18 protein-coding genes and 1 tRNA gene are annotated in these 21410 nt (G+C 74.5%); 11 read left to right on the top strand and 8 right to left on the bottom strand.

All coding sequences use genetic code 11. The annotated features are described in order from the left end of the window. Nucleotides 1-47: 47 nt before the first annotated feature. From ACFPZN_RS43785 to ACFPZN_RS43750, 8 genes are all read left to right on the top strand, one after another. The gene (locus ACFPZN_RS43785) at nucleotides 48-779 is read left to right on the top strand and encodes a DoxX family protein (RefSeq protein WP_378288689.1); all 732 of its coding nucleotides are present in this window, start codon (nucleotides 48-50) and stop codon (nucleotides 777-779) included. A gap of 185 nt (nucleotides 780-964) precedes the next feature. Continuing rightward, nucleotides 965-1549: a sigma-70 family RNA polymerase sigma factor gene (locus ACFPZN_RS43780; protein ID WP_378288687.1), complete on the top strand. Its 585-nt coding sequence runs from the start codon at nucleotides 965-967 to the stop codon at nucleotides 1547-1549. Next, nucleotides 1546-2307 carry a zf-HC2 domain-containing protein gene (locus tag ACFPZN_RS43775; protein ID WP_378288685.1) on the top strand — a complete coding sequence of 254 codons (762 nt, stop codon included), beginning with the start codon at nucleotides 1546-1548 and terminating at the stop codon, nucleotides 2305-2307. The genes ACFPZN_RS43780 and ACFPZN_RS43775 overlap by 4 nt, the downstream gene beginning before the upstream one ends. Before the next feature lie 54 nt (nucleotides 2308-2361). Then, the gene (aroA, locus tag ACFPZN_RS43770; protein WP_378288683.1) at nucleotides 2362-3678 is read left to right on the top strand and encodes a 3-phosphoshikimate 1-carboxyvinyltransferase; all 1317 of its coding nucleotides are present in this window, start codon (nucleotides 2362-2364) and stop codon (nucleotides 3676-3678) included. 48 nt (nucleotides 3679-3726) lie between these two features. Continuing rightward, on the top strand, nucleotides 3727-4785 hold the full coding sequence (gene rsgA, locus ACFPZN_RS43765; RefSeq protein ID WP_378288681.1) for a ribosome small subunit-dependent GTPase A: 1059 nt from the start codon (nucleotides 3727-3729) through the stop codon (nucleotides 4783-4785). Nucleotides 4786-4824: 39 nt separating this feature from the next. Then, entirely contained in the window at nucleotides 4825-6402 is a 1578-nt protein-coding gene (locus tag ACFPZN_RS43760; protein WP_378288679.1) for a protein kinase domain-containing protein, read from the top strand. 78 nt (nucleotides 6403-6480) lie between these two features. Then, complete coding sequence (locus ACFPZN_RS43755) at nucleotides 6481-7335, top strand: helix-turn-helix transcriptional regulator (RefSeq protein WP_378288677.1); 855 nt, start codon at nucleotides 6481-6483, stop codon at nucleotides 7333-7335. A 10-nt stretch (nucleotides 7336-7345) separates the two neighbouring features. Continuing rightward, a complete protein-coding gene (locus ACFPZN_RS43750) occupies nucleotides 7346-8887 on the top strand; it encodes an FAD-binding oxidoreductase (protein ID WP_378288675.1) in 1542 nt (513 codons plus the stop codon). On the opposite strand, the gene ACFPZN_RS43745 is transcribed toward ACFPZN_RS43750, so the two are convergent. Beyond that, nucleotides 8884-9783 carry a hypothetical protein gene (locus ACFPZN_RS43745; RefSeq protein ID WP_378288673.1) on the bottom strand — a complete coding sequence of 300 codons (900 nt, stop codon included), beginning with the start codon at nucleotides 9781-9783 and terminating at the stop codon, nucleotides 8884-8886. The two genes, ACFPZN_RS43750 and ACFPZN_RS43745, sit on opposite strands and share 4 nt — an antisense overlap. Nucleotides 9784-9930: 147 nt before the next feature. Between ACFPZN_RS43745 and hisN the strand changes: the two genes are divergently transcribed. The 3 genes from hisN to lhgO all read left to right on the top strand — a co-directional run bounded on the left by hisN (nucleotide 9931) and on the right by lhgO (nucleotide 12322). Further along, nucleotides 9931-10734, top strand: coding sequence for a histidinol-phosphatase (hisN, locus tag ACFPZN_RS43740; protein ID WP_378288671.1), 804 nt, complete (start codon nucleotides 9931-9933; stop codon nucleotides 10732-10734). Between the two features lie 130 nt (nucleotides 10735-10864). After that, the gene (locus ACFPZN_RS43735) at nucleotides 10865-11053 is read left to right on the top strand and encodes a hypothetical protein (RefSeq protein WP_378288669.1); all 189 of its coding nucleotides are present in this window, start codon (nucleotides 10865-10867) and stop codon (nucleotides 11051-11053) included. Nucleotides 11054-11125: 72 nt separating this feature from the next. Continuing rightward, entirely contained in the window at nucleotides 11126-12322 is a 1197-nt protein-coding gene (gene lhgO / locus ACFPZN_RS43730) for an L-2-hydroxyglutarate oxidase (RefSeq protein ID WP_378288667.1), read from the top strand. 10 nt (nucleotides 12323-12332) lie between these two features. Here lhgO and ACFPZN_RS43725 read toward each other — a convergent pair whose 3' ends face one another. The 7 genes from ACFPZN_RS43725 to ACFPZN_RS43695 form a co-directional block, all read right to left on the bottom strand. Further along, nucleotides 12333-13787, bottom strand: a complete 1455-nt coding sequence (locus tag ACFPZN_RS43725) for a carboxylesterase/lipase family protein (RefSeq protein WP_378288665.1) — start codon at nucleotides 13785-13787, stop codon at nucleotides 12333-12335. Nucleotides 13788-13889: 102 nt separating this feature from the next. After that, nucleotides 13890-13964 (bottom strand) — tRNA-Met (locus tag ACFPZN_RS43720). A 47-nt stretch (nucleotides 13965-14011) separates the two neighbouring features. Further along, on the bottom strand, nucleotides 14012-14632 hold the full coding sequence (locus ACFPZN_RS43715; protein WP_378288663.1) for a TetR/AcrR family transcriptional regulator: 621 nt from the start codon (nucleotides 14630-14632) through the stop codon (nucleotides 14012-14014). Next, nucleotides 14629-15420, bottom strand: coding sequence for an SDR family oxidoreductase (locus tag ACFPZN_RS43710; RefSeq protein WP_378288661.1), 792 nt, complete (start codon nucleotides 15418-15420; stop codon nucleotides 14629-14631). Before ACFPZN_RS43710 ends, ACFPZN_RS43715 begins: the two co-directional genes overlap by 4 nt. After that, a complete protein-coding gene (locus ACFPZN_RS43705; protein WP_378288659.1) occupies nucleotides 15417-16772 on the bottom strand; it encodes a cytochrome P450 in 1356 nt (451 codons plus the stop codon). Before ACFPZN_RS43705 ends, ACFPZN_RS43710 begins: the two co-directional genes overlap by 4 nt. A gap of 82 nt (nucleotides 16773-16854) precedes the next feature. Continuing rightward, on the bottom strand, nucleotides 16855-19713 hold the full coding sequence (locus ACFPZN_RS43700; protein WP_378288657.1) for an AMP-binding protein: 2859 nt from the start codon (nucleotides 19711-19713) through the stop codon (nucleotides 16855-16857). Nucleotides 19714-19726: 13 nt separating this feature from the next. After that, nucleotides 19727-21373 (bottom strand): AMP-binding protein, encoded by a 1647-nt coding sequence (locus ACFPZN_RS43695; protein WP_378288655.1) that lies wholly within the window; start codon nucleotides 21371-21373, stop codon nucleotides 19727-19729. Nucleotides 21374-21410: the final 37 nt, after the last annotated feature.

Below are 21410 nucleotides of genomic sequence, written 5' to 3'. Positions count from 1 at the left end.
ACGGCGCGCCGTGCTTGACCCCGCAAGCGGTGGGCATGTAGCCCTCCATGCGACCCTTCACGACCCTGGCCCGCCCCCTCGTGGCGGCGCCGTACATCATGACCGGGCTGGAGACGCTCCGCGATCCCGGCCCGCGGGCGGAGCAGGTGGCGCCCGCCGTCAAGCCGATCGCGGACCGGCTGGAGTGGCTGCCCACCAAGGACCCCGAGACCCTGGTGCGCGTCCAGGGCGCGCTCAGCCTCGGCACCGGGGTGCTGCTGCTCACCGGGAGGTTCCACCGGGCGACCACGCTCCTGCTGGCCTGCCAGCTGGTCCCCGCGCTGGCGACCGAGCACCGGTACTGGACCGAGGACGACCCCGAGCGCCGGGCGAGCGAGCGCTCCCACCTCCTCAAGAGCGCGAGCCTGTTCGGGGCGCTGCTGATGGCCGCCACCGAGCCGCGCCGCTCGCCGCGCACCGCCGAGCTGCGCCGTGCGGCCCACGACGCGCGGGTGCAGGCCGCGGCCGAGACCAAGGCGCTGCGCCGGGAGACCGCCGCCGAGATCAGGAACGCCCGGCGGGAGGCCGCCCGGCAGGTCCGCGACGCCCGCCGCCGCGGTGCGCTGCGCCGGGCCCGTACGGCGAAGGCGGCGCGGTCAGCGCAGGGCCCGGTGAAGGCGGTCCAGGGGTCGGTGAAGACCGTGAAGGGGCAGGTCAAGGCCGCCAAGGGCCCGATGAAGGCGGCGCAGGGGTCGGCGCGGCGGTCGGGACGCGCGGCGGTCCGCAAGATCAAGCGCTGAGCCGCCGGCGGAGGCCTCTTCCCGAAGAGAGCCTTAAGAAAGCCTCAAAGGTGTTGAACCCGGTGCCGAATCGGGACCGTACTGCCTGCTGACCGCCCGTCCCTCCGGGCCACCCGGCGGCGCCGCCGCGCGCACTCCGCGCGGCGGCCGGCCGGGGACCCCCCGACCCACGGAGACGCACGGCCATGGCAGCACCTGGAGCGGCCGGGCGCACGACCGGCGGGCTGCGGAACCTCATCCGCCGCCCCCGTCCCGCGCCCGCGGCCGACGACGAACGGCTCGTCGGCGAGCTGTACCGCGAGTACCACCGTCCCCTGCTCGCCTTCGTCCTGCGGCTGACCGGCGGGGACCGGCAGTGGGCCGAGGACGTCGTGCAGGAGACCATGATCCGGGCCTGGCGCAGCGCCGACCGGCTCGACACCGGGGCGGCGTCCCTGATGCCCTGGCTGGCGACCGTCGCGCGCCGTATCGTCATCGACCATCGGCGGTACCGCGACGTGCGCCCGCCGGAGGTGGGCGACGCGCCGCTGGAGAACCTGCCGATGGCCGACGAGATGGACGGCCTCCTGCGCAAGGTGGTGGTGGCCGACGCGCTGCGGGCGCTGTCGGCGCCGCACCGGGAGGTGCTGACCGAGACGGTGCTGCGCGACCGCACGGTCAACCAGGCCGCCGAAGTGCTGGGAATCCCGGTGGGCACGGTCAAGTCCCGCGTCTATTACGCGCTGCGCGCGTTGCGTGTCGCACTGGAAGAGAGAGGGGTGACGGCATGAACTCGCGAGTGGAGCACACCGATGTCGGCGCCTACGCCCTGGGCCTGCTCGAAGAGGACGACCGAAGGGCCTTCGAGGCACATCTTCGCGAATGCGGGTCGTGCGCCGCCGAACTCAGGGACATGGCCGGAACGGCGCATGCCCTCGCCGATATCAAGGACTTCACCGACGCCGTGGACGGCGCGCCCGCGCCGCCGCCGGCCCCGGCGGCGCCCCCGGCCCCCGCCGCGGACGCGCCGCCCGCCGAGGTGATCGATCTGGTGCGGCGGCGGCAGCGGGCCGCGCGCCGCACCCGCCGCGGCACGTACGTGATCGGTACCGCCGCGGCGGCCGTCCTGCTGGCGACCGGCGTCACGATCGGATCGGCGATCACCGACGGCGAGTCCCCCGCGCCGTCCGGGCACGACCACGGGCCCGCGCAGGCGCTGGTCATCTGGGGTGAACGGCACTCGGGGACGGACCGGGCGAACGGCACGTCCGGCACGCTGGGCCTGGAGAGCAAGGGCTGGGGCACGCACGTCGGGCTGGAGTTGCGCGGCGTGCGCGGCCCGCTGCGGTGCCGCCTGGAGGCGGTCTCCCGCGCCGGTGAGCGCTCGGTCGTGACCGGCTGGGCCGTCCCGCCGAAGGGGTACGGCGTGCCGGGCTCCCCCGCGCCGCTGATCACGCACGGCGGCACCGCGCTGTCCAAGGGCGAGATCGACCGTTTCGAGGTCGTGGTGGAGGGCACCGGCGCCAAGCTGCTGACCATTCCCCTCTGAGCGGGGCGGGCGGCGGCCCGCGCCCGCGCCCGCCAAGCCCGATAGCCTTGCGGCATGCCCTCGACGCACTGGTCCGCCCCGGTCGCCGACGCCCCGGTGGACGCCACCGTCCCGCTCCCGGGTTCCAAGTCGATGACCAACCGGGCGCTGATCCTCGCCGCCCTGGCCGACGGCCCGGGCCGGCTCGTCCGCCCGCTGCGCAGCCGCGACACGCTCCTGATGGTCGAGGCGCTGCGCGAACTCGGCGTCGGGATCGTCGAGGACGCCTCCGGCGACCTGCGGGTGATGCCGCACGATCTGGCCGGCCCCGCCCAGATCGATGTGGGCCTGGCCGGAACGGTGATGCGGTTCCTGCCGCCGGTCGCGGCGCTGGCCGCGGGGCCGGTCGACGTCGACGGCGACCCGCGCGCCCGGGAGCGGCCGATGGGCCCGATCATCGGGGCGCTGCGCGATCTCGGCGCGACCGTCGACGACGGGGGGCGCGACGCGCTGCCGTTCGTGGTCCGCGGCACGGGCGCGGTGCCGGGCGGCGCGGTGACGATCGACGCCTCCGGGTCCTCGCAGCTGGTGTCCGGGCTGCTGCTGGCCGCGCCGCGGTTCGGCAAGGGCGTGGAGGTACGGCACGAGGGCCCGCCGGTGCCGTCCGCGCCGCACCTGGCCATGACCGTGCGGATGCTCCGGGAGGCCGGTGCGGCGGTCGAGACGGGCGAGGACGTGTGGCGGGTGGCGCCCGGCCCGATCCGCGCCCGCGACTGGGTCATCGAGCCCGACCTGTCCAACGCCGCCCAGTTCCTCGGCGCCGCGCTGGTCACCGGCGGCCGGGTCACGGTGCCGGGCTGGCCGGAGGACACCACCCAGCCGGGCGACGCGCTGCGCGGGCTGCTGGCGCGGATGGGCGCCGAGGTGTCGTACGGCCCCGGCGGCCTGACCGTGCGCGGCACCGGCCCCGCCGAAGCCGGCGGCGTCGCCGGGTACCGCGGGCTGGAGGCCGACCTGCACGAGGTCGGCGAGCTCACGCCCGTGCTGGCGGCGCTGGCCGCGCTGGCGGGCACCCCGTCCCGGCTGACCGGGATCGCGCACCTGCGCGGGCACGAGACCGACCGGCTGGCCGCCCTGGTCGCCGAGATCAACGGGCTGGGCGGGGACGCCCGGGAGCTGCCCGACGGGCTGGAGATCCGGCCGCGGCCGCTGCACGGCGGCCTCTTCCGCACCTACGACGACCACCGCATGGTGATGGCCGCCGCCGTACTGGGCCTGGCCGTCCCGGGGGTGGAGGTCGAGAATGTGGCCACCGTGGGCAAGACGCTCCCGGGGTTCACCGATCTTTGGGACGGCATGCTCGCCGAGGTGCCGCCGGCGGAGAGGGGCTGACCACTGCCACCGCGCCGAGCACGGGAGTACGACGAGGACGACGTCCGGGTGCGGCCCGGCCGCCGCGGGTCGCGGCCGCGCACCCGCCGCCGTCCCGCGCACGAGGACGCCGTCGCCGGGTTCGTGACCGCGGTCGACCGCGGCCGCTACCGCTGCCTGGTCGACGACGGCGAGGGCGAGGGCCGGCGGACGGTGACCGCGATGCGGGCCCGCGAGCTGGGCCGCAAGGGCGTGGTGGTGGGCGACCGGGTGGCGCTGGTCGGGGACGTGTCCGGGGCGCCCGACACGCTGGCCCGGATCGTCCGGGTCGAGCCGCGGACCTCGTCGCTGCGCCGGACCGCCGACGACAGCGACCCGTTCGAGCGGATCATCGTGGCCAACGCCGACCAGCTGGTGATCGTGACCGCGCTGGCCGATCCCGAGCCCCGGCCGCGGATGATCGACCGGTGCCTGGTCGCCGCGTACGACGCGGGCATGGACCCGCTGCTGTGCCTGACCAAGGCCGATCTGGCGGCGGCCGACGAGCTGGTGACCGCCTACGCGCCGCTGGGCGTCCCGTACGTGGTCACCCGGCGCGGCGGCGACACCGCCGAGCTGCGCGGGCATCTGACCGGGCGCGCCAGCGTCCTGGTGGGGCATTCGGGCGTGGGCAAGTCGACGCTGGTCAACGCGCTGGTCCCGGAGGCGGAGCGGGCGGTGAGCCATGTCAACGCGGTCACCGGCCGGGGCCGGCACACCTCGTCGTCGGCGATCGCGCTGGAGCTGCCCGGCGCGGACGGCTGGATCATCGACACCCCCGGGGTGCGCAGCTTCGGGCTGGCGCACGTGCGGCCGGAGCGGGTGATCGAGGCGTTCGAGGACCTGGCCGAGGGCGCCGCCGAGCGCTGCCCGCCGCACTGCGACCACCTGCAGGAGGCGTGCGGGCTGGACGGCTGGGTCGCCGACGGGCACGCGAACCGGGCCCGGCTCGACTCGCTGCGGCGGCTGCTGGCCAGCCGCGAGGGCGAGCGCGAGGGCGACCGCGAACCCGAGCCCGAGGGCGCCCCCGAGGGCGGATTCGACGGCGAGAGCGAGCAGGGCGGCGCGGAGCCGTCCGCGGCCGGATAACGCTCAAAACGGGCGACCGTCCGTCGGTAGGGTCCTCCTATGGCCCCCCAAGTGATCGCCGCACGCTACGAACTGGTGGAGCTGCTCGGCCGCGGCGGGATGGGCGCGGTGTGGCGCGCCCGCGACCGCACCCTCGACCGCGAGGTGGCGATCAAGGAGGTGTCGCTGCCGCGGGGCCTGGACGAGGCCGCGGTGGGCCGGGTGTACGCGCGCACCTTCCGGGAGGCGCGGTCGGCGGCGCGGCTCGACCATCCCGGGATCGTGACCGTGCACGACGTGATCGAGGAGGACGGCCGGCCCTGGATCGTGATGCGGCTGGTGCGGGCGCCCGCCCTCGACCGGGTGCTGGGCCGGGACGGGCCGCTGCCGCCCGGCCGGGTCGCCGCGATCGGCCTGGACCTGCTGGACGCGCTGCGCGCCGCGCACGCCGCCGGGGTCGTGCACCGCGACGTGAAGCCCGGCAACGTCCTGCTCCCGCACGGCCGGGCCGTGCTGACCGACTTCGGGATCGCGACCATGGCCGGGGACGAGACGCTCACCCAGGCGGGGGCGATCGTGGGCTCCCCCGCCTACCTGGCGCCCGAGCAGGCCCGGTACCAGAAGGCCACGCCCGCCTCGGACCTGTGGTCGCTGGGCGGGACGCTGTACGCGGCGGTCGAGGGGCGCCCCCCGTTCCGGCGGCCGGACATGTGGGGCGTGATGGCGGCCGTGCTGTCCGACGAGCCCGACGCGTTGCGGCTCGCGGGCCCGCTGACCCCCGTCCTGAACGGGCTGCTGCGCAAGGATCCCGAGCAGCGGATCGGCCATGACGAGACCGAGCGGCTGCTGCGTGAGGTCGTGCAGGGGGCGCCCGCCCCGAACCCCATGGCGAGCCCGTCCGGCCCGCCTCCCGCGCCGCCCGCGAACGTGCCCCGGAACATGACGCTGCCGCCGATGCCCGCGCCGCCCACGGTGGAGACTCCCCTGCCCGGCACGCCCGGCACGCCGCGTGCGCCCGCCAGGCGCGGCCCCCGCTGGGCGCTGATCGTCCCGGGGGGCGTGCTCGCCGCCGCGCTGCTGGCCGCCGCGGTCGTGCTCGTGGTGTTCATCGGTACCGCCCAGGACGACCCCGGCGTGTCCCCGTCGCCCTCGGGCCGGTCGGGGTCGCCGGGGGCCACGGCGCAGTCCACGGCGGTGCCCCGGGGCTACCGGGAGTACCGCGGGGCGCGGTTCGTCGCGGCCGTCCCCTCCGGCTGGAAGGAGGACCGCGACGGCTCCGGGCCGGACATCACCTTCACCGATCCCGGGCGCGACGCCAGGCGGGGGATCGCCGTCCAGAAGGTCGCGAACACCACCGGCAACGAGGGCGCGTACCTGGCGCAGGCCGAGCGAGGACTGCGCCAGGAGTACGACGAGTACGACCGGGTGTCGTTCGATCCGTCCCTGCCCTACCTGGGAGGCCAGGCCGCCCAGATCGAGTTCACCTTCACCAGGGACGGCGTGAAAGGCCGCTGCCGGGTCCGGCTGATCAGTTTCGACGCCTCCCTCTACATGATCACGATGGTGGGGCGGGCCGACACCTGGCAGGCGGGCATGCCCCACTTCGACACCTTCCTCAGCAGCTTCCGCAGCCCCTGACCCCGGCAGGCCGGGGGCCGCGGTGCCTGGGTCCGGTGGGACCACGCCGGCCGCCGATCCGTCGCCGATACTGACCCCATGGACAAGCGAGCCGAGCTGAGCGAGTTCCTGCGGTCCCGGCGGGCCAGGCTGCAGCCGGAGGACGTGGGGATCCGCCCGTTCGGCGGGCGGCGCCGCGTCCCCGGGCTGCGCCGCGAGGAGCTGGCGCAGCTCGCCGGGGTGAGCGTCGACTACTACGTGCGCCTGGAGCAGGGCCGCACCCGCAACGTGTCCGAGGAGGTCCTGGACGCGGTGGCGCGGGCGCTGCGGCTCGACCACGACGAGCGCGCCCACCTTCGCAACCTGGCCAGGCCGAAGGCGACCGCGCGGCGGCGGCCCGCGCCCCGTCCCGAACGGGTCCGGCCGGGGCTGCGGCGGCTGCTGGAGATGGCCGACGGCGTCCCGGCCTACATCATCGGGCGGCGCTGCGACGTGCTCGGCTGGAACCGGATCGCGGCCGCGCTGTTCACCGACTTCGGCGCGCTGCCGCCGGCCGAGCGCAACTGGGCCCGGCTGATCTTCCTGAACGAGGACGTCCAGGCGCTGTTCGACGACTGGACGTACAAGGCGAAGGAGACGGTGGCGTACCTGCGGCTCAAGGCCGGCGAGTACCCCGGCGACCCGGAGATCGCCGCGCTGGTCGGGGAGCTGTCGGTGCGCAGCGAGGACTTCCGCCGCTGGTGGGCCGACCACAACGTGCGCGACAAGGGCCACGGGCGCAAGCACGTGCACCATCCGCTGGTCGGCGCCATCGCGCTGGACTACGAGACGCTGCGGCTGCCCGACGACCCCGACCAGGCTTTGGTGACCTACACCGTGGAGGCGGGGTCGGAGTCGGAGACGGCGCTGCGGCTTCTGAGCGGTTGGGGGGTCAAGGACGCCGAGATGCGGTGACAATGGCCGGATGGAGCGACGCGCGTTCCTCATGACGGCGTTGGGCACTGCCGGTACGGCCGTGTCGGGTGCGACGATGGCGGGGTGCTCTGACGACAACCGGCCGCCCGCCGCGCGCCGCACGCCCGCGCCCCCCGCCGCCGGATCTCCCGCCGTGACCGCCCCGGCCGACTGGAACGCCCTCGAACGCGGCCTGGAGGGGCGGCTGATCCGGCCCGGCGACGCCGCGTACGACGAGGCCAGAAGGCTCTACATCCCGCGCTTCGACCGGGTCCGCCCGGCGGGCGTGGCCTACTGCGACGGCCCCTCCGACGTGGCCGAGTGCCTGGCGTTCGCCGCGGCCAAGCGGCTGCCCGTGGCGGTGCGCAGCGGCGGCCACAACTACGCGGGCTGGTCCACCGGGACCGGCCTGGTGATCGACGTCTCCCCGATGGACTCGGTCAGGGTGGAGGGCGGGGGCCGCGGCGGGCGCGCCACGGTCGGCGCCGGGACCCGCCTCATCGGCCTCTACGACCGGCTGGCGGCCGAGGGCGCCGCCGTGCCCGCGGGCACCTGCCCGACCGTGGGCGTCGCCGGGCTGACGCTGGGCGGCGGCCTCGGCGTGATGTCCCGGGCGCACGGCCTGACCTGCGACGTCCTGGAGTCGGTCGGAATCGTCACGGCCGACGGCAGGTACCGGGTCTGCGACGCCCGCCGCGACCCCGAGCTGTTCTGGGCATGCCGCGGCGGCGGGGGCGGCAACTTCGGCGTCGCGGTCGGGTTCACCTTCCGCACCCATCCCGCCGGCGGCCTCACCACGTTCTCGCTGCGCTGGCCGTGGTCGCGGGCGGCGGAGGTGATCGGCGGCTGGCAGCGGTGGGCGCCGTCCGCGCCCGACGAGATCTGGACCAGCCTGCAGATCAACACCGAGCCGTCGGGCGGCTCCCCGACCGTCGACGTCACCGGCGTCGCCCCCGGCGAACCCGACCTGGACGGGCTGATCGCCGCCGTCGGCGCCGACCCGTCCGGACGCGACGCGCAGAACCGCTCCTACCTGGACGCCATGAAGGCCACCGGCGGCTGCGCGGGCCAGTCCACCACCGAGTGCCACGCGGGCGGCGACCTGCCGGGCCGGCGGCCCGGGGGCCGCTTCCCCCGCACCGACTACTCCGGCAAGTCGCACGTCGCCCACCGGCCGCTGTCCGGCACCGCGATCGGCGCGCTGACCGGGCGGTTCACGGACGGCAACGGGGTCGGCGGCCGGTCAGTGCTGATGGACGCGATGGGCGGCGCGATCGCCCGCACCGCGCCCGGCGCCACCGCGTTCCCGCACCGCCGCGCCCTGTTCTGCGTCCAGTACCTGGCCGACGGCGACGACCTCGGCTGGTTGCGCGCCACCCACCGGGCGATGGAACCCCATCTGGGCGGCGCCGCCTACGTCAACTACATCGACCCCGACCTGCGGGACTGGCCGCGCGCCTACTACGGCGCCAACCACGACCGGCTCGCCAGGGTCAAGGCCGCCTACGACCCGAGCTCGCTGTTCCGCTTCCCGCAGTCCGTCGGCCGCTAGTCGCGGCCGGAGGAGCCGTCCGGCTCGTGGCGCTCGGGGCCGTCGGAGGCGGTCAGCTCGTCCAGCAGGCCGCGCGCCCGCTCCTCCACCTCGTCGAGCGCCCGCACGTGCGCGGGGGCCAGCTCCTCGACGCACCGCGTCATCGCGTTCGCCACCTGGCTGAACGCCGCCTCCTCCGCGCCGCGCAGCGCGGCCCGCACGGTCGCCGACCGGGCGCCCAGCGCCGCCCACTCCAGCTCCAGCCGCGCCACCGCCTCGTCGAACGCCCGCGCGGTCTCCGCGCCCGCCTCCTGCAGCGGCCCGGGGACCGGGCCCCGCCCCGCCTGCCGGGCCTGCGCCGACAGCGCCGAGATCCGGCTCGCCAGCGCCAGCCCCTCGCGGGCCAGCGGCAGCACGTCGTGGATCAGGTCGGTCACCGCCTTGGCCAGCTCCTCCACCCGGCCGAGCAGGACCTGCGTCGCCTCCTGCAGCCCGGTCGAGGTGGCGGCGGCGACCCGCTCGGCGGCCTCCCGGTGCCGCTCGTCCACGACCGGGACGATCTCGGCGTCCAGCCGCCCGCGCAGCTCCCGCTCGCGCCCGTCACCGGCCGACCCGTCGCCGGAGCGTTCCCGCCAGGCGGTCCAGACCCGGTCAAGGCGCTCCCGGCCGGACGCGGCGATCTCGCCGCCGATCTCCTCCAGCGCCTCGGCGGACCGCGCCTTCAAGCGGTCGACGCGGTCCTGCAGCGCGTCCCTCTTGAACGGGTCGTTGATCTCGTTGAGCAGGGTCTGCAGCCGCCGTGACACGTCGATGGCGTGCTCGGCCAGGGGGACCAGCCGGTCGGCCAGCTCGTCCAGCGTCTGCGCCCGGCGTGGGTCGGTCAGCTCGGCGACCCACCCGGGAAGGTCGTGCGCCATCCTCCCATGCTCCCATCCGCGGGGACCCGAACGGCCGCGCGACGCCCCGCCCACGGGCCCGCGCGCCTCCCCCGAGGGCCACACCTCGGCGCATCGACGCCGGTAAGTGTGTCGGCGCACGGTGTGATCGCGGTAGCGTGGCACGCCGTGGCGGGCTATTCCGATGACCTGCGTCTCGCGCATGTACTGGCGGACGGGGCCGACGACATCACGACCAGGCGCTTCCGCGCGCTCGATCTCGACATCGAGACCAAGCCGGACCTGACCCCGGTCAGTGACGCCGACCGCAGCGTCGAGGAGCAGATCCGCGGCACGCTCAAGCGCGCCCGGCCGCGCGACGCGGTCATCGGCGAGGAGTACGGCAAGACCGGCTTCAGCCAGCGGTGCTGGATCATCGACCCGATCGACGCCACCAAGAACTTCGTGCGCGGCGTCCCGGTCTGGGCGACCCTGATCGCGCTGATGGAGGACGACGAGGTCGTGGTCGGGCTGGTGTCGGCGCCGGCGCTCAACCGGCGCTGGTGGGCGGCGCGCGGCGGCGGCGCCTGGACGGGCCGCAGCCTGTCCCGGGCGTCCCGGATGCAGGTGTCGTCGGTGACCGAGCTGTCGGACGCGTCGCTGTCGTTCTCCAGCCTCACCGGCTGGGAGGAGGAGGGGCGGCTCGAACGCTTCCTCGACCTGACCCGCTCGGTGTGGCGGACCCGCGCCTTCGGTGACTTCTGGTCGCACATGATGGTCGCCGAGGGCGCGGTCGACATCTCCACCGAGCCGGAGGTGTCGCTGTGGGATCTGGCCGCCCTCCAGGTGATCGTGGAGGAGGCCGGGGGCATGTTCACCGACCTGTCCGGGGTGCCGGGCCCCGACGGCGGCAGCGTCCTGTGCACCAACGGCCGGCTGCACGCCGAGGTCCTGCGGGTGCTGGGCGGCGGCCAGCTCTCCCTGCGCATCTGACGGCGCATCTGACGGCGCATCTGACCTGCGGGCCGCCCCGATCTGGCCTTCGACGGCAGACGCGACATATCGTGGAACGACCGGCCGCGTGCGCTCGTTCTCCTGATGGGCGGCCGTACGGAGGTTAAAGATGTCGACACCGACCAAGATCCTGATCGGCGGGGTGGGCGCGTTTCTGGTCCTGTCCATCCTGGGCTGGTGGACCGTCGCGCTGATCCTGCTCGGCGTGACCGCGATCCCGGTCGTGGGCTACCTGATGCTCGACCCGTCGCAGCGGCGCCGGGTCCGCGCGCAGGGCCGCAAGCGCCTGGGCAGCTGACCTGGGGCCCGGCGGTCCCGCGGCCGCCGCCCCGCCGCGTTCCGCGCGCCGGCGCTCGCCTAGGGTGCGGGTGTGGCGGAGACGCGGATCGGTGTGGTGGGCGCGGGAATCCTGGGGCTGGCCGTCGCACGGCGGCTGGCGGAGCTGCGCCCTGACGCGCGGCTGACCGTCCTCGACAAGGAAGACCGCATCGCGGCCCACCAGACGGGCCACAACAGCGGCGTGGCGCACGCGGGCCTCTACTACAAGCCCGGGTCGCTCAAGGCCACCCTGTGCCGCCGCGGCATCGTGCTGCTCCGCGACTACTGCGCGGAACGGGGCCTGCCGTACCGGGAGTGCGGCAAGGTCGTGGTGGCGCGGAGCGCGGCCGAGCTGGGCCCGCTGGAGGAGATCGAGCGGCGCGCCACCGCCAACGGCGTCCCCGGGCTGCGCCGCCTGACCGGCGCGGAGCTGCGGGAGATCGAGCCGCACGCCGCCGGGGTCGCCGCGCTGCACTCGCCGCATACCGCGATCGTCGACTTCACGGCGGTGACCCGGGCCTACGCCGACGACGTGCGGGCCGCGGGCGGCGAGCTGCGGCTGGGGTTCGAGGTGACGCGCCTCGGCCGCCGGGGCGGGTCCGTCACGGTCGCCTCCCCCGGCGAGGAACTGCTGTTCGACCGGCTGGTGATCTGCGGCGGCCTGCAGACCGACCGGCTGGCCCGGATGGCCGGCGACTCCCCGGCCCCGGCGATCGTGCCGTTCCGCGGCGAGTACTACCGGCTCGTCCCCGAGCGGGACGACCTCGTCCGCGGGCTCATCTACCCGGTGCCCGACCCGCGCTACCCGTTCCTGGGCGTGCACTTCACCCGGCGCGTCGGCGGCGGCGTCGACATCGGCCCCAACGCGGTCCTGGCGCTGGCCCGCGAGGGCTACCGGCGCCGCGACGTGCGGCCCGGGGAGCTGTGGGAGACGCTGCGCTGGCCCGGTTTCCGCCGCATGGCCGCGCGGCACTGGCGGACCGGGATCAAGGAGATGTACGGCTCGGCGGTTAAGCGGGCCTTCCTCTCCGAGGCCCGCGCGTTCGTGCCGGCGCTGGAGGCCGCCGACATGGTGCCCGCGCCCGCCGGGGTGCGGGCCCAGGCCGTCGATCCGGACGGGTCCCTGGTGGACGACTTCCGGATCGGCCGGCTGGGCCCCGTCACGACCGTGCGGAACGCCCCGTCGCCCGCGGCCACCTCGTCCCTGGCGATCGCCGAGCACCTGGCCGACCGGATCCTGGCCGACTAGGGGCGGGCGGTCACCAGAGCTCGCGGTCGGCGCCCCTCGGGTCGGCGACCACGGCGTCGGCGGCGCCGTCGAACACCTTGACCAGGCGGGTGCCGGGCTCGAACCGCTCCCAGCCGGGGTCGCCGGCCACGGCGAAGTCGACCCAGGCCCGGTGCATGGCGGCGGCCAGGTCCCGCGGCGGGTCGGAGCCGGTCAGCTCCCCGCCGGTCTCCAGGGTGTCGAAGACGAACGGCAGCTCCAGCGCGTGGCAGGCGCCCAGATCGGGACTGGGCGAGCGCCAGGCGAACTCGTACATCCAGGTGCGCCCGGCGGAGTGGCCTTCGGCGAGGCGGTTGGCGGGCATCCGGAACAGGCCGTCGGTGATGATCATGGCCAGCAGCTCGCCCGCGGCCGTCCCGGCGTGCCGCTCGCGGTACGCGGCGATCACCCCCGGCGGCACGCCCATCCCGGCGGCCACCAGCCCCACCACGTCGTCGGTGAGCGCGGCGGCCAGCCCGGTCGGCATCAGGAACAGCCGGAACTCCTCGCTGGTGTAGCCGGCGAGCAGGTCCACGTCCCGGCCCGCCCCGGCGGCGACGGCGTCCTCGGGACGGCGCGCCAGCAGGTCGCCGTCCAGCACGGGGATCAGCGCCATCCCGGACGCGGCGGTGCTCGCGCCCCAGCGGCCGGGGTCGGGCACCGCCGACACCTCCGCCGACACCGCGCTCTGCGCGGGGATGATCGCGGCCGGGTCGAGGGCGGCGAACGCCTCGGCGCTCGGCTCCACGCCGAGCCGGGCCGCGATCTCCTTGGTGACCAGCAGGGCGTCCTCGGCGGTCTGCGCCACGGCCCCGGCCCCGCTCTGGGCGATCGCGCGGTGGAAGAGGCCGAGGTCGAGCGACAGCAGCGTGCTGACGCTCATCCCGCCCGCCGACTCGCCGAAGACGGTGACCCGGGCGGGGTCGCCGCCGAACGCGGCGATGTTGCCGCGGACCCACTCCAGCGCGGCGATCTGGTCGCGCAGGCCGCGGTTGGCGGGCGCCGCCGCGCCGGGCAGGTAGGCGAAGCCCTCGACGCCGAGCCGGTAGTTGACGGTCACGCAGACCACGCCGTCGCGGGCGAAGGCGGCGCCGTTGTAGGTGCCGACCGCGCCCGAGCCGTTGCGGAACGCGCCGCCGTGGATCCACACCATGACCGGCAGGCCCTCGCCGCCGGGCGTCCAGACGTTGAGGTTGAGGCAGTCCTCGCCGGGGATGTCGGGGTCGGGCAGCAGCCGGTCGAACGGCTTGGCGTAGGGGGCCTTGGGGGCGGTGGGCCCGTAGGCGGTGGCGTCGCGGATCCCGTCCCAGGGCTCGGGCGGACGGGGCGGGCCGAACCGGTCAGGGCCGAACGGGGGCGCGGCGTAGGGCACGCCGAGGAAGGCCGAGACGCCGTTTCCGCGGGTGCCGCGCACTCTGCCGTACAGGGTTTGGACCACCGTCTCCATGCGCCCGCCCACCTCCGCCACTAGAACGAGATTCGACCCCGCTGAGCTTAGCGAACGGCCGAACGCCCGGGCCGTCGGTGACGGCCCGGGCGTTCGCAACAGTGGCGGGGGCGGGATTTGAACCCGCATAACCCGGCTTATGAGACCGGTGGGCTTCCGAATTGCCTCCACCCCGCGTCGGTGTGCCTCCACGTTAGGGAACGACCCACGGGACGGGCAATCGATTATTCGGGCCGGTGGAGCATGCGGGTGAGGTAGGAGCGGGCGAAGGCGCGGATGTCGTCCTCGTCGTCCAGGGCCAGCCCGCCGCCCGGGACCAGCAGCAGCGAGACCGCCACCCGGAGCAGCACCTCGGCGACGGCGGCGTAGTCCTCGCGGTCGTCGGGACGGGCGCGGCGCAGCCGGTCGGCGAGGATGTCGCGGGCGGCCAGCATCACGGCGCCGCCGTTCATGCTCAGCTGCGGCAGGAACGCCTCCGGCTCGCTCTCCAGCACCCGGGTCATCAGCGGATGGGTGCGGGCGCCCCGCAGCCCGGCGACGAAGCCCTCGACGACGGCGTCCTCCGGCGAGGGCAGGTCCTCGGTCGCCTCGGCGATCGAGGTCAGGAAGCGGCGGCACTCCCGCAGGATCACCGCCTGGAGCAGCTGCTCCTTGTTGGTGAAGCGGCGGTAGATGGTGGTGCGGGCGACGCCGGCGCGCTTGGCGACGTCCTCGACGCTGACCCGGCGCAGCCCGTAGCTCTCGAACTCGGCCAGCGCGGCGTCGAGGATCCGGGCGTCCAGGTCGTCGCCGTCGTGCCCGGCGTCCGGCAGCCGCGCCAGCAGCCCGGCGATCCGCTCGGTCATGAGCGGATGCGCTCGTCGTAGGCCCTGCGCGCCTCCGGGTCGTACTCCAGGAAGATCCTGTCCAGCCCGTACCGGCGCGCGATCGCCCGCTTGAGCCGGTCCGGGAACAGCACCCCCAGGCGCGCCTGCGCGCCCAGCTTGCGCGGGACGACGACCTGCGGCCGGGGCCGCCCGATCAGCTCGACGACCGCGGCGGCGATGTCCTCCGGCTCGGCGTTCGGCTGGCCCTTGGGACTGGCGGTGCCCGCGACCAGCTCGGTGTCGGTGAACGTGGGCAGCACCGCGCTGACGTGCACCCCCCGGTCCAGCACCTCCAGGCGGGTGGCCTCGGTGAACGCGACGACCGCGGCCTTGCTGGCGTTGTAGAGCGCCAGGCCCGGGGTGTAGAGCACGCCCGCCAGGGACGCGATGTTGATGATGTGGCCCCTGCCGCGCGGCAGCATGCCCTCCAGGGCGAGCTTGGTGCCGAGCATGACGCCGTGCACGTTGATGTCGAGGCAGCGCCGCGCGTCGGCGTCGCTCTCGCCGGTCACCGGCCCGATCGGCATGATCCCCGCGTTGTTGATCAGCACGTCCGGCGGACCCGCCGCGGCGAGGAAGGCGGTGAACGACTCCCGCGAGGTCACGTCCAGGGGATGCGCCGCGACGCCCAGCCGCGCGCCCGCCTCCTTGACCGCGCTCTCGTCGATGTCGCCGATCACCACCGTGGCGCCCTTGGCCTTGAGCGCCCGCGCGGTGGCGTACCCGATCCCCCGCGCCGCCCCCGTGATCGCGATGACCTTGCTCATCCCGCCTCCAAGCGCTCGAGCCGCACGGGCAGCCCGTCCCTGGGCGAGGGGAGGGACGTGGTGTCCAGCGGCCACTCGTACCGGCCGGGCACGCTCCACCGGTAGTTCAGCAGCACCTGGTGCAGGATGCTCTTGACCTGCATTCCGGCGAAGTGCAGCCCGATGCACTTGTGCGCGCCGCCCCCGAACGGCGCCCAGGCGTACTTGTGGATCTTGTCCTCGCGCCGCTCGGGGGCGAACCGCTCCGGATCGAACCGCTCCGGGTCGGGCCACCATTCGGCCATGTGGTGGTTGGTGAGCGCCGGCACCACCACGGTCGTCCCGGCGGGAATGTGGTAGCCGAGAATGGAGGTGTCCTTCACCACGCGGCGCGGCAGGGCCGGGACGGGCGGCAGCAGCCGCAGCGCCTCCTTCATCACCAGATCCGCCGACGGCAGCGCGTCCAGGTCGTCGAACTCCAGCACCGGCCTGCCGAGCGCCAGCGACTCGTCCCGCAGCCGCTCCTGCCACTCGGGGAACTTGGCCAGGTAGTACGCCATGGTCGTCAGGGTGATGGTGGTCGTGTCGTGCGCCGCCATCAACGCGAAGATCATGTGGTTGACGACGTCGTCGTCGGTGAACCGGTGCCCGTCGTCGGTCTCGGCCTGGCACAGCGCCGCGAACAGGTCGTCCCCGCCGTCCCGCCGCTTGGCGGGCAGCTGCCGCCGGAAGAACGCCTCCAGCACCCTCCGCGCCTGGACCCCCTTGTGCCACCGCAGGCCGGGCACCGGGAAACGGACGTAGGCGGTCCCGGCGCGCACCGCGTCGACGAACGCCCCGTTGACCCGGTCCGCCTCGGCCCGCCCCAGCTCCACGCCCATGAACACGTCGGTGGCCAGATCGAGCGTGAGCTGCTTGATGTGGTCGTACACCGTGAAGCCCTGCCCGGGCTCCCACTTCCCGAGGCCGTCCTTGATCCCGGGGGCCATCGCCGTCATGTACGAGCGCAACCGGTCCCGGGTGAACGCCTGCTGCATGATCCGCCGGTGATGCAGGTGCTCCTCGAAGTCCAGGAGCATGATGCCCCGGTAGAAGAACGGCCCGATCAGGTAACTCCAGGCGGGCCCGTTGGCGAACGCCTTGTCCCGGTTGACCAGGACGGTCTCGGCGGCCTCCGGCCCCTGCACGGTCACCATCCGCTGCCCGAGCAGCCAGCCCCAGCTCACCGGTCCGAACTGCTCGTACCGCCGCTGCGCCACCTTGAACGGCTGCCGCATGACCTGGAGCGTGTTGCCGATATAGGGCGGACCGGGCTGCCCGACGACGGCCTTGAGCCCGCTGCCCTCCGGCGGCGACGCGAGGATGCTGGCCATGAACCCCTCCGGCCGAGGAACAAAAACGCGAAATCTGTAGCTTTGTTGTAACCCAGCCTCGCCCCGGACGTCCAGTCGAGCGTCAGCTCGAAGCCAGCCGGCGGCGGGCCGGCTCGGTGAGCGGGCGGTAGGCCCCCGCGCGGTCCCGGTAGTAGGCCCGGCCCTCGGCGGCCGGGACGCCCTCGGCCCTCAGCGGATCGGTGCGCAGCCGCCGCCCGGCCGTCACCGGGACCTCGTCCACCACCCTGACCAGGGCGGGCCGCAGTTCCGGCGGGAGCCGCAGGAGCGCCTCCGTCAGGTCGATGGGCCGGAGCTCGGCGCCCTCCCGCAGCGTCACCGCCGCCGCGGCCAGCTCCGCACCGCCCGCGGGCACGCCGTAGACGGCCACGACATCGATGTAAGGCAGATCACCCAGGGCGTCCCGGATCGGTCCCGGCGGGACCACGCCCTCCGCCGTACGGATCAGCTCGGCGTCCCGCCCGGCCAGCCAGAAGTCCCCGTCCTCGTCCCGGTGGAACAGGTCGCCGGTGGACGCCCACGCGTCACCGGGCGCGAACAGCCCGCGCAGCGGCCGCCCCTGGCCCGGCTGGACCCGCGCCACGAGCATCCCGATCTCACCCGGCTCGCACTCCACCGCGAACCCGTCGGGGCCTTCCGCCAGGCGGCCGTTCTCCAGGTCGTACAGGGCCAGCCGGGTCTCGGCACTGCCCGGCAGCGGACGGCCCAGCGAGCCGGGCTTCTTCCCGCTGACATTGACCAGGATCGCCTCGCCCTCGGTGGAGGCGTAGAACTCCAGCACCCGGGCCGGGGCGAACCGCCGCTCCACCCTCCGCCACAGGCCGCGCGGCATGCCCGAGCCGATGAACAGCCGCACGGGATGGTGCCGCTCGCCCGGATGCGGGGGCGCGTTCACCAGGTCGCGCAGCAGCGTCCAGGTGTACGAGGCGACCGTCACGCCGTACCGCCGCGCCTCGTCCCAGAACGTCTCGGGGTCGTAGGCGCTCGCCAGGGCCAGCCGCGCCCCGCCCGCCGCCGCGCCGCCCAGGCTCATCAGCAGCGCCGACGGGTGCTGCAACGGCGTCAGGCTGAACACGGTGTCGGCCGGGGACAGCGCCGCCGACGAGGCCGTCCCGAACGCCGACAGCGCCCACCGCCGGTTGGTGATGCGGCTCGCCCGCAGGTGCTCACCGTCCCCGGTGAACAGCACCAGCGCCAGATCACCCGCCAGCCCGGGGTTGGGCTCGTACCAGCCCGGGACCTTGACCGACTCGGGGTCGATCCGCTCCATGTCGAAGACGTCGACATCGCGCCCGTCCCGCACGCCCCCCAGCAGGAAGGTCTCCACGTCCAACTCCAGGGCGCGGCGCACGTTCTCCGGATCGGCGATGACGCGGCGCACCTCGCCCAGCTCGGCCTCGCGCCGCACGTCCCCGTCCGGCCGCAGCAGCACCGCCACCGCGCCCAGCCGGCTCAACGCGGCGACCAGCGCGAGCGCCGTCGGCCGGGTGTCCATCAGCACGCCCACCGGATCGCCCTGCCGCACCCCGATATGGATCAGCCCGCGCACCACCGCGTCGATCCGGTGCTTGGCCGCCTCCTGCGTGTACGCCCTCCCCCGGTACAGGAAGAAGACATCGTCCGGGGCCCGCCCGGCCTGCTCGTCCAGCAGCAGGCCCAGCGACATCCGCGTGCCGGACTCGATCCGCTCCAGCCGGGCCAGCCGCGGCAGGTTCTGAGCGGCCTCCTGCCCCAGCTGCTTGGAACTCCGGACGACCCGCGCCGCCGACCTGACCGCGCCGGCCCCGATCCCGGCGACCAGCTGCAGCCCGTACTCCGCCGCCCCACCGGACGGCGCGGGAACCTCCGCGCCCGCCGGGACCACGATCTCCGGCAGCTCTCCCAGCCCCTCCCGCCACTTCGCCCAGTCCGCCACCGCGGGCCACGTCCGGGCCGCCGCGAGACTGCCGACCACCAGGCCGAAGTGCCCGGCCCGCAGGAACGCCTCGTACACCTCCGCCCGCGGCGCCGCCCGCCGGATCCCCCGCACCATCTCCGGCGAGGCGATCTCGTCGGCCTCCCCCACGAACGTCAGCACCGGGCAGGAGATGTCGGCCAGCGTCACCAGCCGGTCCCCGATGACGAACCCGCCGGTCAGCATGCGGTTGTGCGCGATGAACTGCCGCACGAACTCCGCCAGCGCGGGCCCCGGCCAGGACACCCAGCCCTCCCGCTCCAGGAAGCGCCGCTGCCGCTCCCGGGGCGCGAGCCGCTCCCGGTCGTGCAGCCCCAGGATGAAGTCGACCCGGCTGCGCACCGACTTCACCGGGCTCAGCAGCTGGAACCCGGTCCGCGTCACCCACCCGGGCACCGCGAAGCCGCCCAGCGGGATGCGCCCGGTCTCGCTCGCGATCCACGCGGGCAGCCCGAACGGCAACCCGACACTGGTGTCGGCGGGACTGCCGAACGACACCACCGACGCGATGCCCTCGCCCCGCCGGTACGCGGCCGCCTGGTAGCAGAACATCCCGCCCTGCGAGTAGCCCGCCAGGTGCACGTCCCGCCCGGTGATCTCCCGGGCCCGGTCGACCGCCTCACCGACCGCCAGCACGTGGTCGGTGACGGTCCGCTCCAGCCCGCCCGGCTCCCTCTCGGGCGCCCCGAAGTCGACGACCCACGGATCGACGCCCGCCTCGTGCAGCACGCCCACGGCGCTGACCCGCGACGAGATGTCGTACACCTCGGCGCTGACCATCAGCGGCGGCACCAGCACCACCACGGGCCGCGGCCCACTCCCCGGAAAGTAGTGCCGCAGCCGATGGGTCCGGCGTTCGGCGACCACCTCGTAGGGCGAGGCGTCGTCATCGGTGTCCAGGCCACCGAACCGCACGACTTCCAGGGCGTTCTGGGCGGTGCGGACCACCGCGCCGAGCAGAGAGGGCATCCACGACATGCTGCTACAACGTGCGGGCTCCCGCCATCCGTCCCGCGCGGAGCAGCTCCCACATGTACCGCCGCCGCGGCTTGCCGCTGGAGGTCCGCTGGATGAGGCCGCTGCCCACCACCACGGTGACCTCGACCTCGTCCCCGAGCCGCCGCCGCAGCATCTCGCGGACCTCGGAGACCCACCCCTCATCGGCCGTCTCCGCGAACAGCGCCAACCCCTTGGTCCCGGCCCCCGGAACGCCCACCACCACGATGCGCCCCTTACCCAGCCCGCTCACCTCGGCGATCTTGGCCTCAAGATCCTCGACATAAACGGACCGCCCACGCACTTTGATGCTGTCCCCCATCCGCCCGAGCACGAACAACTGCCCGCGATAGAAGAACCCGGCATCCCCCGTAAAAACGAATCCACCGTCAAATCGCGTCGACCTGCCCTCCGCCCCCGCGTAATACCCCCCGCACGCGGAAGCCCCACCGACAACGATCTCGCCGAGAAACCCCTCCCCCAACACCCGCCCGTCATCATCAACGATGCTGACCGGCACATCCTCCTCAGGAGTCCCGCACCCCACCACCCACCCGGCCTTGGCCCCCACGGACTCAGGCCCCAGCTCATGCTCCTCCAGAACCCGCACAGGCTTCCCGAACTCCAACGAGGAGTCATCGGGCCGCACGGCCAGCGGCCGGCGCCGCACCTGGTCCATCGTGACCAGCAGCGTCGTCTCCGCCATCCCGTAGGCGGGCTTGAACGACTCGCGCGCGAACCCGAACGGCTCGGCCATCCGCGCGAACACCTCCAGGGCGTGCGGGTCGATCGGCTCCGCCCCGATGATCGCGGTCCGCCACCCCGACAGGTCCACGCCCTCCAGCTGCTCCGGCTTGATCCGCCGCGCCGCGTACGCGAACGCGAACGGAGGCGCCGCCGTGTGCGCCGCCTCCGCGAAGGTCCGCACCCATCTCGCCGGGTCCCGGATGAAGTGGTCGGGCCGCATCAGCCGCAGGTGCCCCTGCCGCGCGATCGGCACGAGGAAGCACCCGATCAACCCCATGTCGTGGTAGAGCGGCAGCCACGACGAAACGACGTCCTCATCCTCGAACCCGGCCGTCCGAGCGATCAGCTCGGCATTCGCCTCGAGATTCTCCCAAGTAACAACAACCCCCCGAGGCGCCCCACTAGACCCAGACGTGAACTGAAGAAGCGCCAACTCCCCCGCATCCTGCACCGGCGCCTCAGCATCACCCTGCCGGGGCCGCCAGGGAGCTCCCCCCACCCCCGCCTCCGCCATGGCACGCCCCGCCAAAGGGGAGAGCTCCTCCGAGGCCACCACCAGAACGGGCCGGGCCTGCCGAAGAATGGCGGCCACATGCGCCACGTAGTCGTCCCCGTCCTGGAACAACGGCGGCGTGATGAGACACACCGTGGCACCCGCCGCCCAGACCCCGTAGTACGTCTCGATACACGTGAAGTCCGTGGGCAGGATGACGCACACGACATCCCCGGGAGCGACACCCTCCTCGATCAGCGCCGCCCCGGTCCGCCGCGCGGCACCCGCCAGCGCCGTGTACTCGCGAAACTCCCAGGAGCCGTCATCCCGCGCGAGATGGACGCCGCGTCCGGCCTTCGGCTTGTCCAGCCAGTCCCGCAGCGCTGATGCCATCTCGTTCCCTTCGCCCGTACCTGACTCGTGGGTAACT

Source organism: Actinomadura rugatobispora (assembly GCF_042656285.1).
In the GTDB taxonomy this organism is placed as follows: Bacteria; Actinomycetota; Actinomycetes; order Streptosporangiales; family Streptosporangiaceae; genus Spirillospora; species Spirillospora rugatobispora.
The sequence above is the reverse complement of the archived record's forward strand: the minus strand, read 5'-3'. Positions and strand labels throughout refer to the sequence as shown.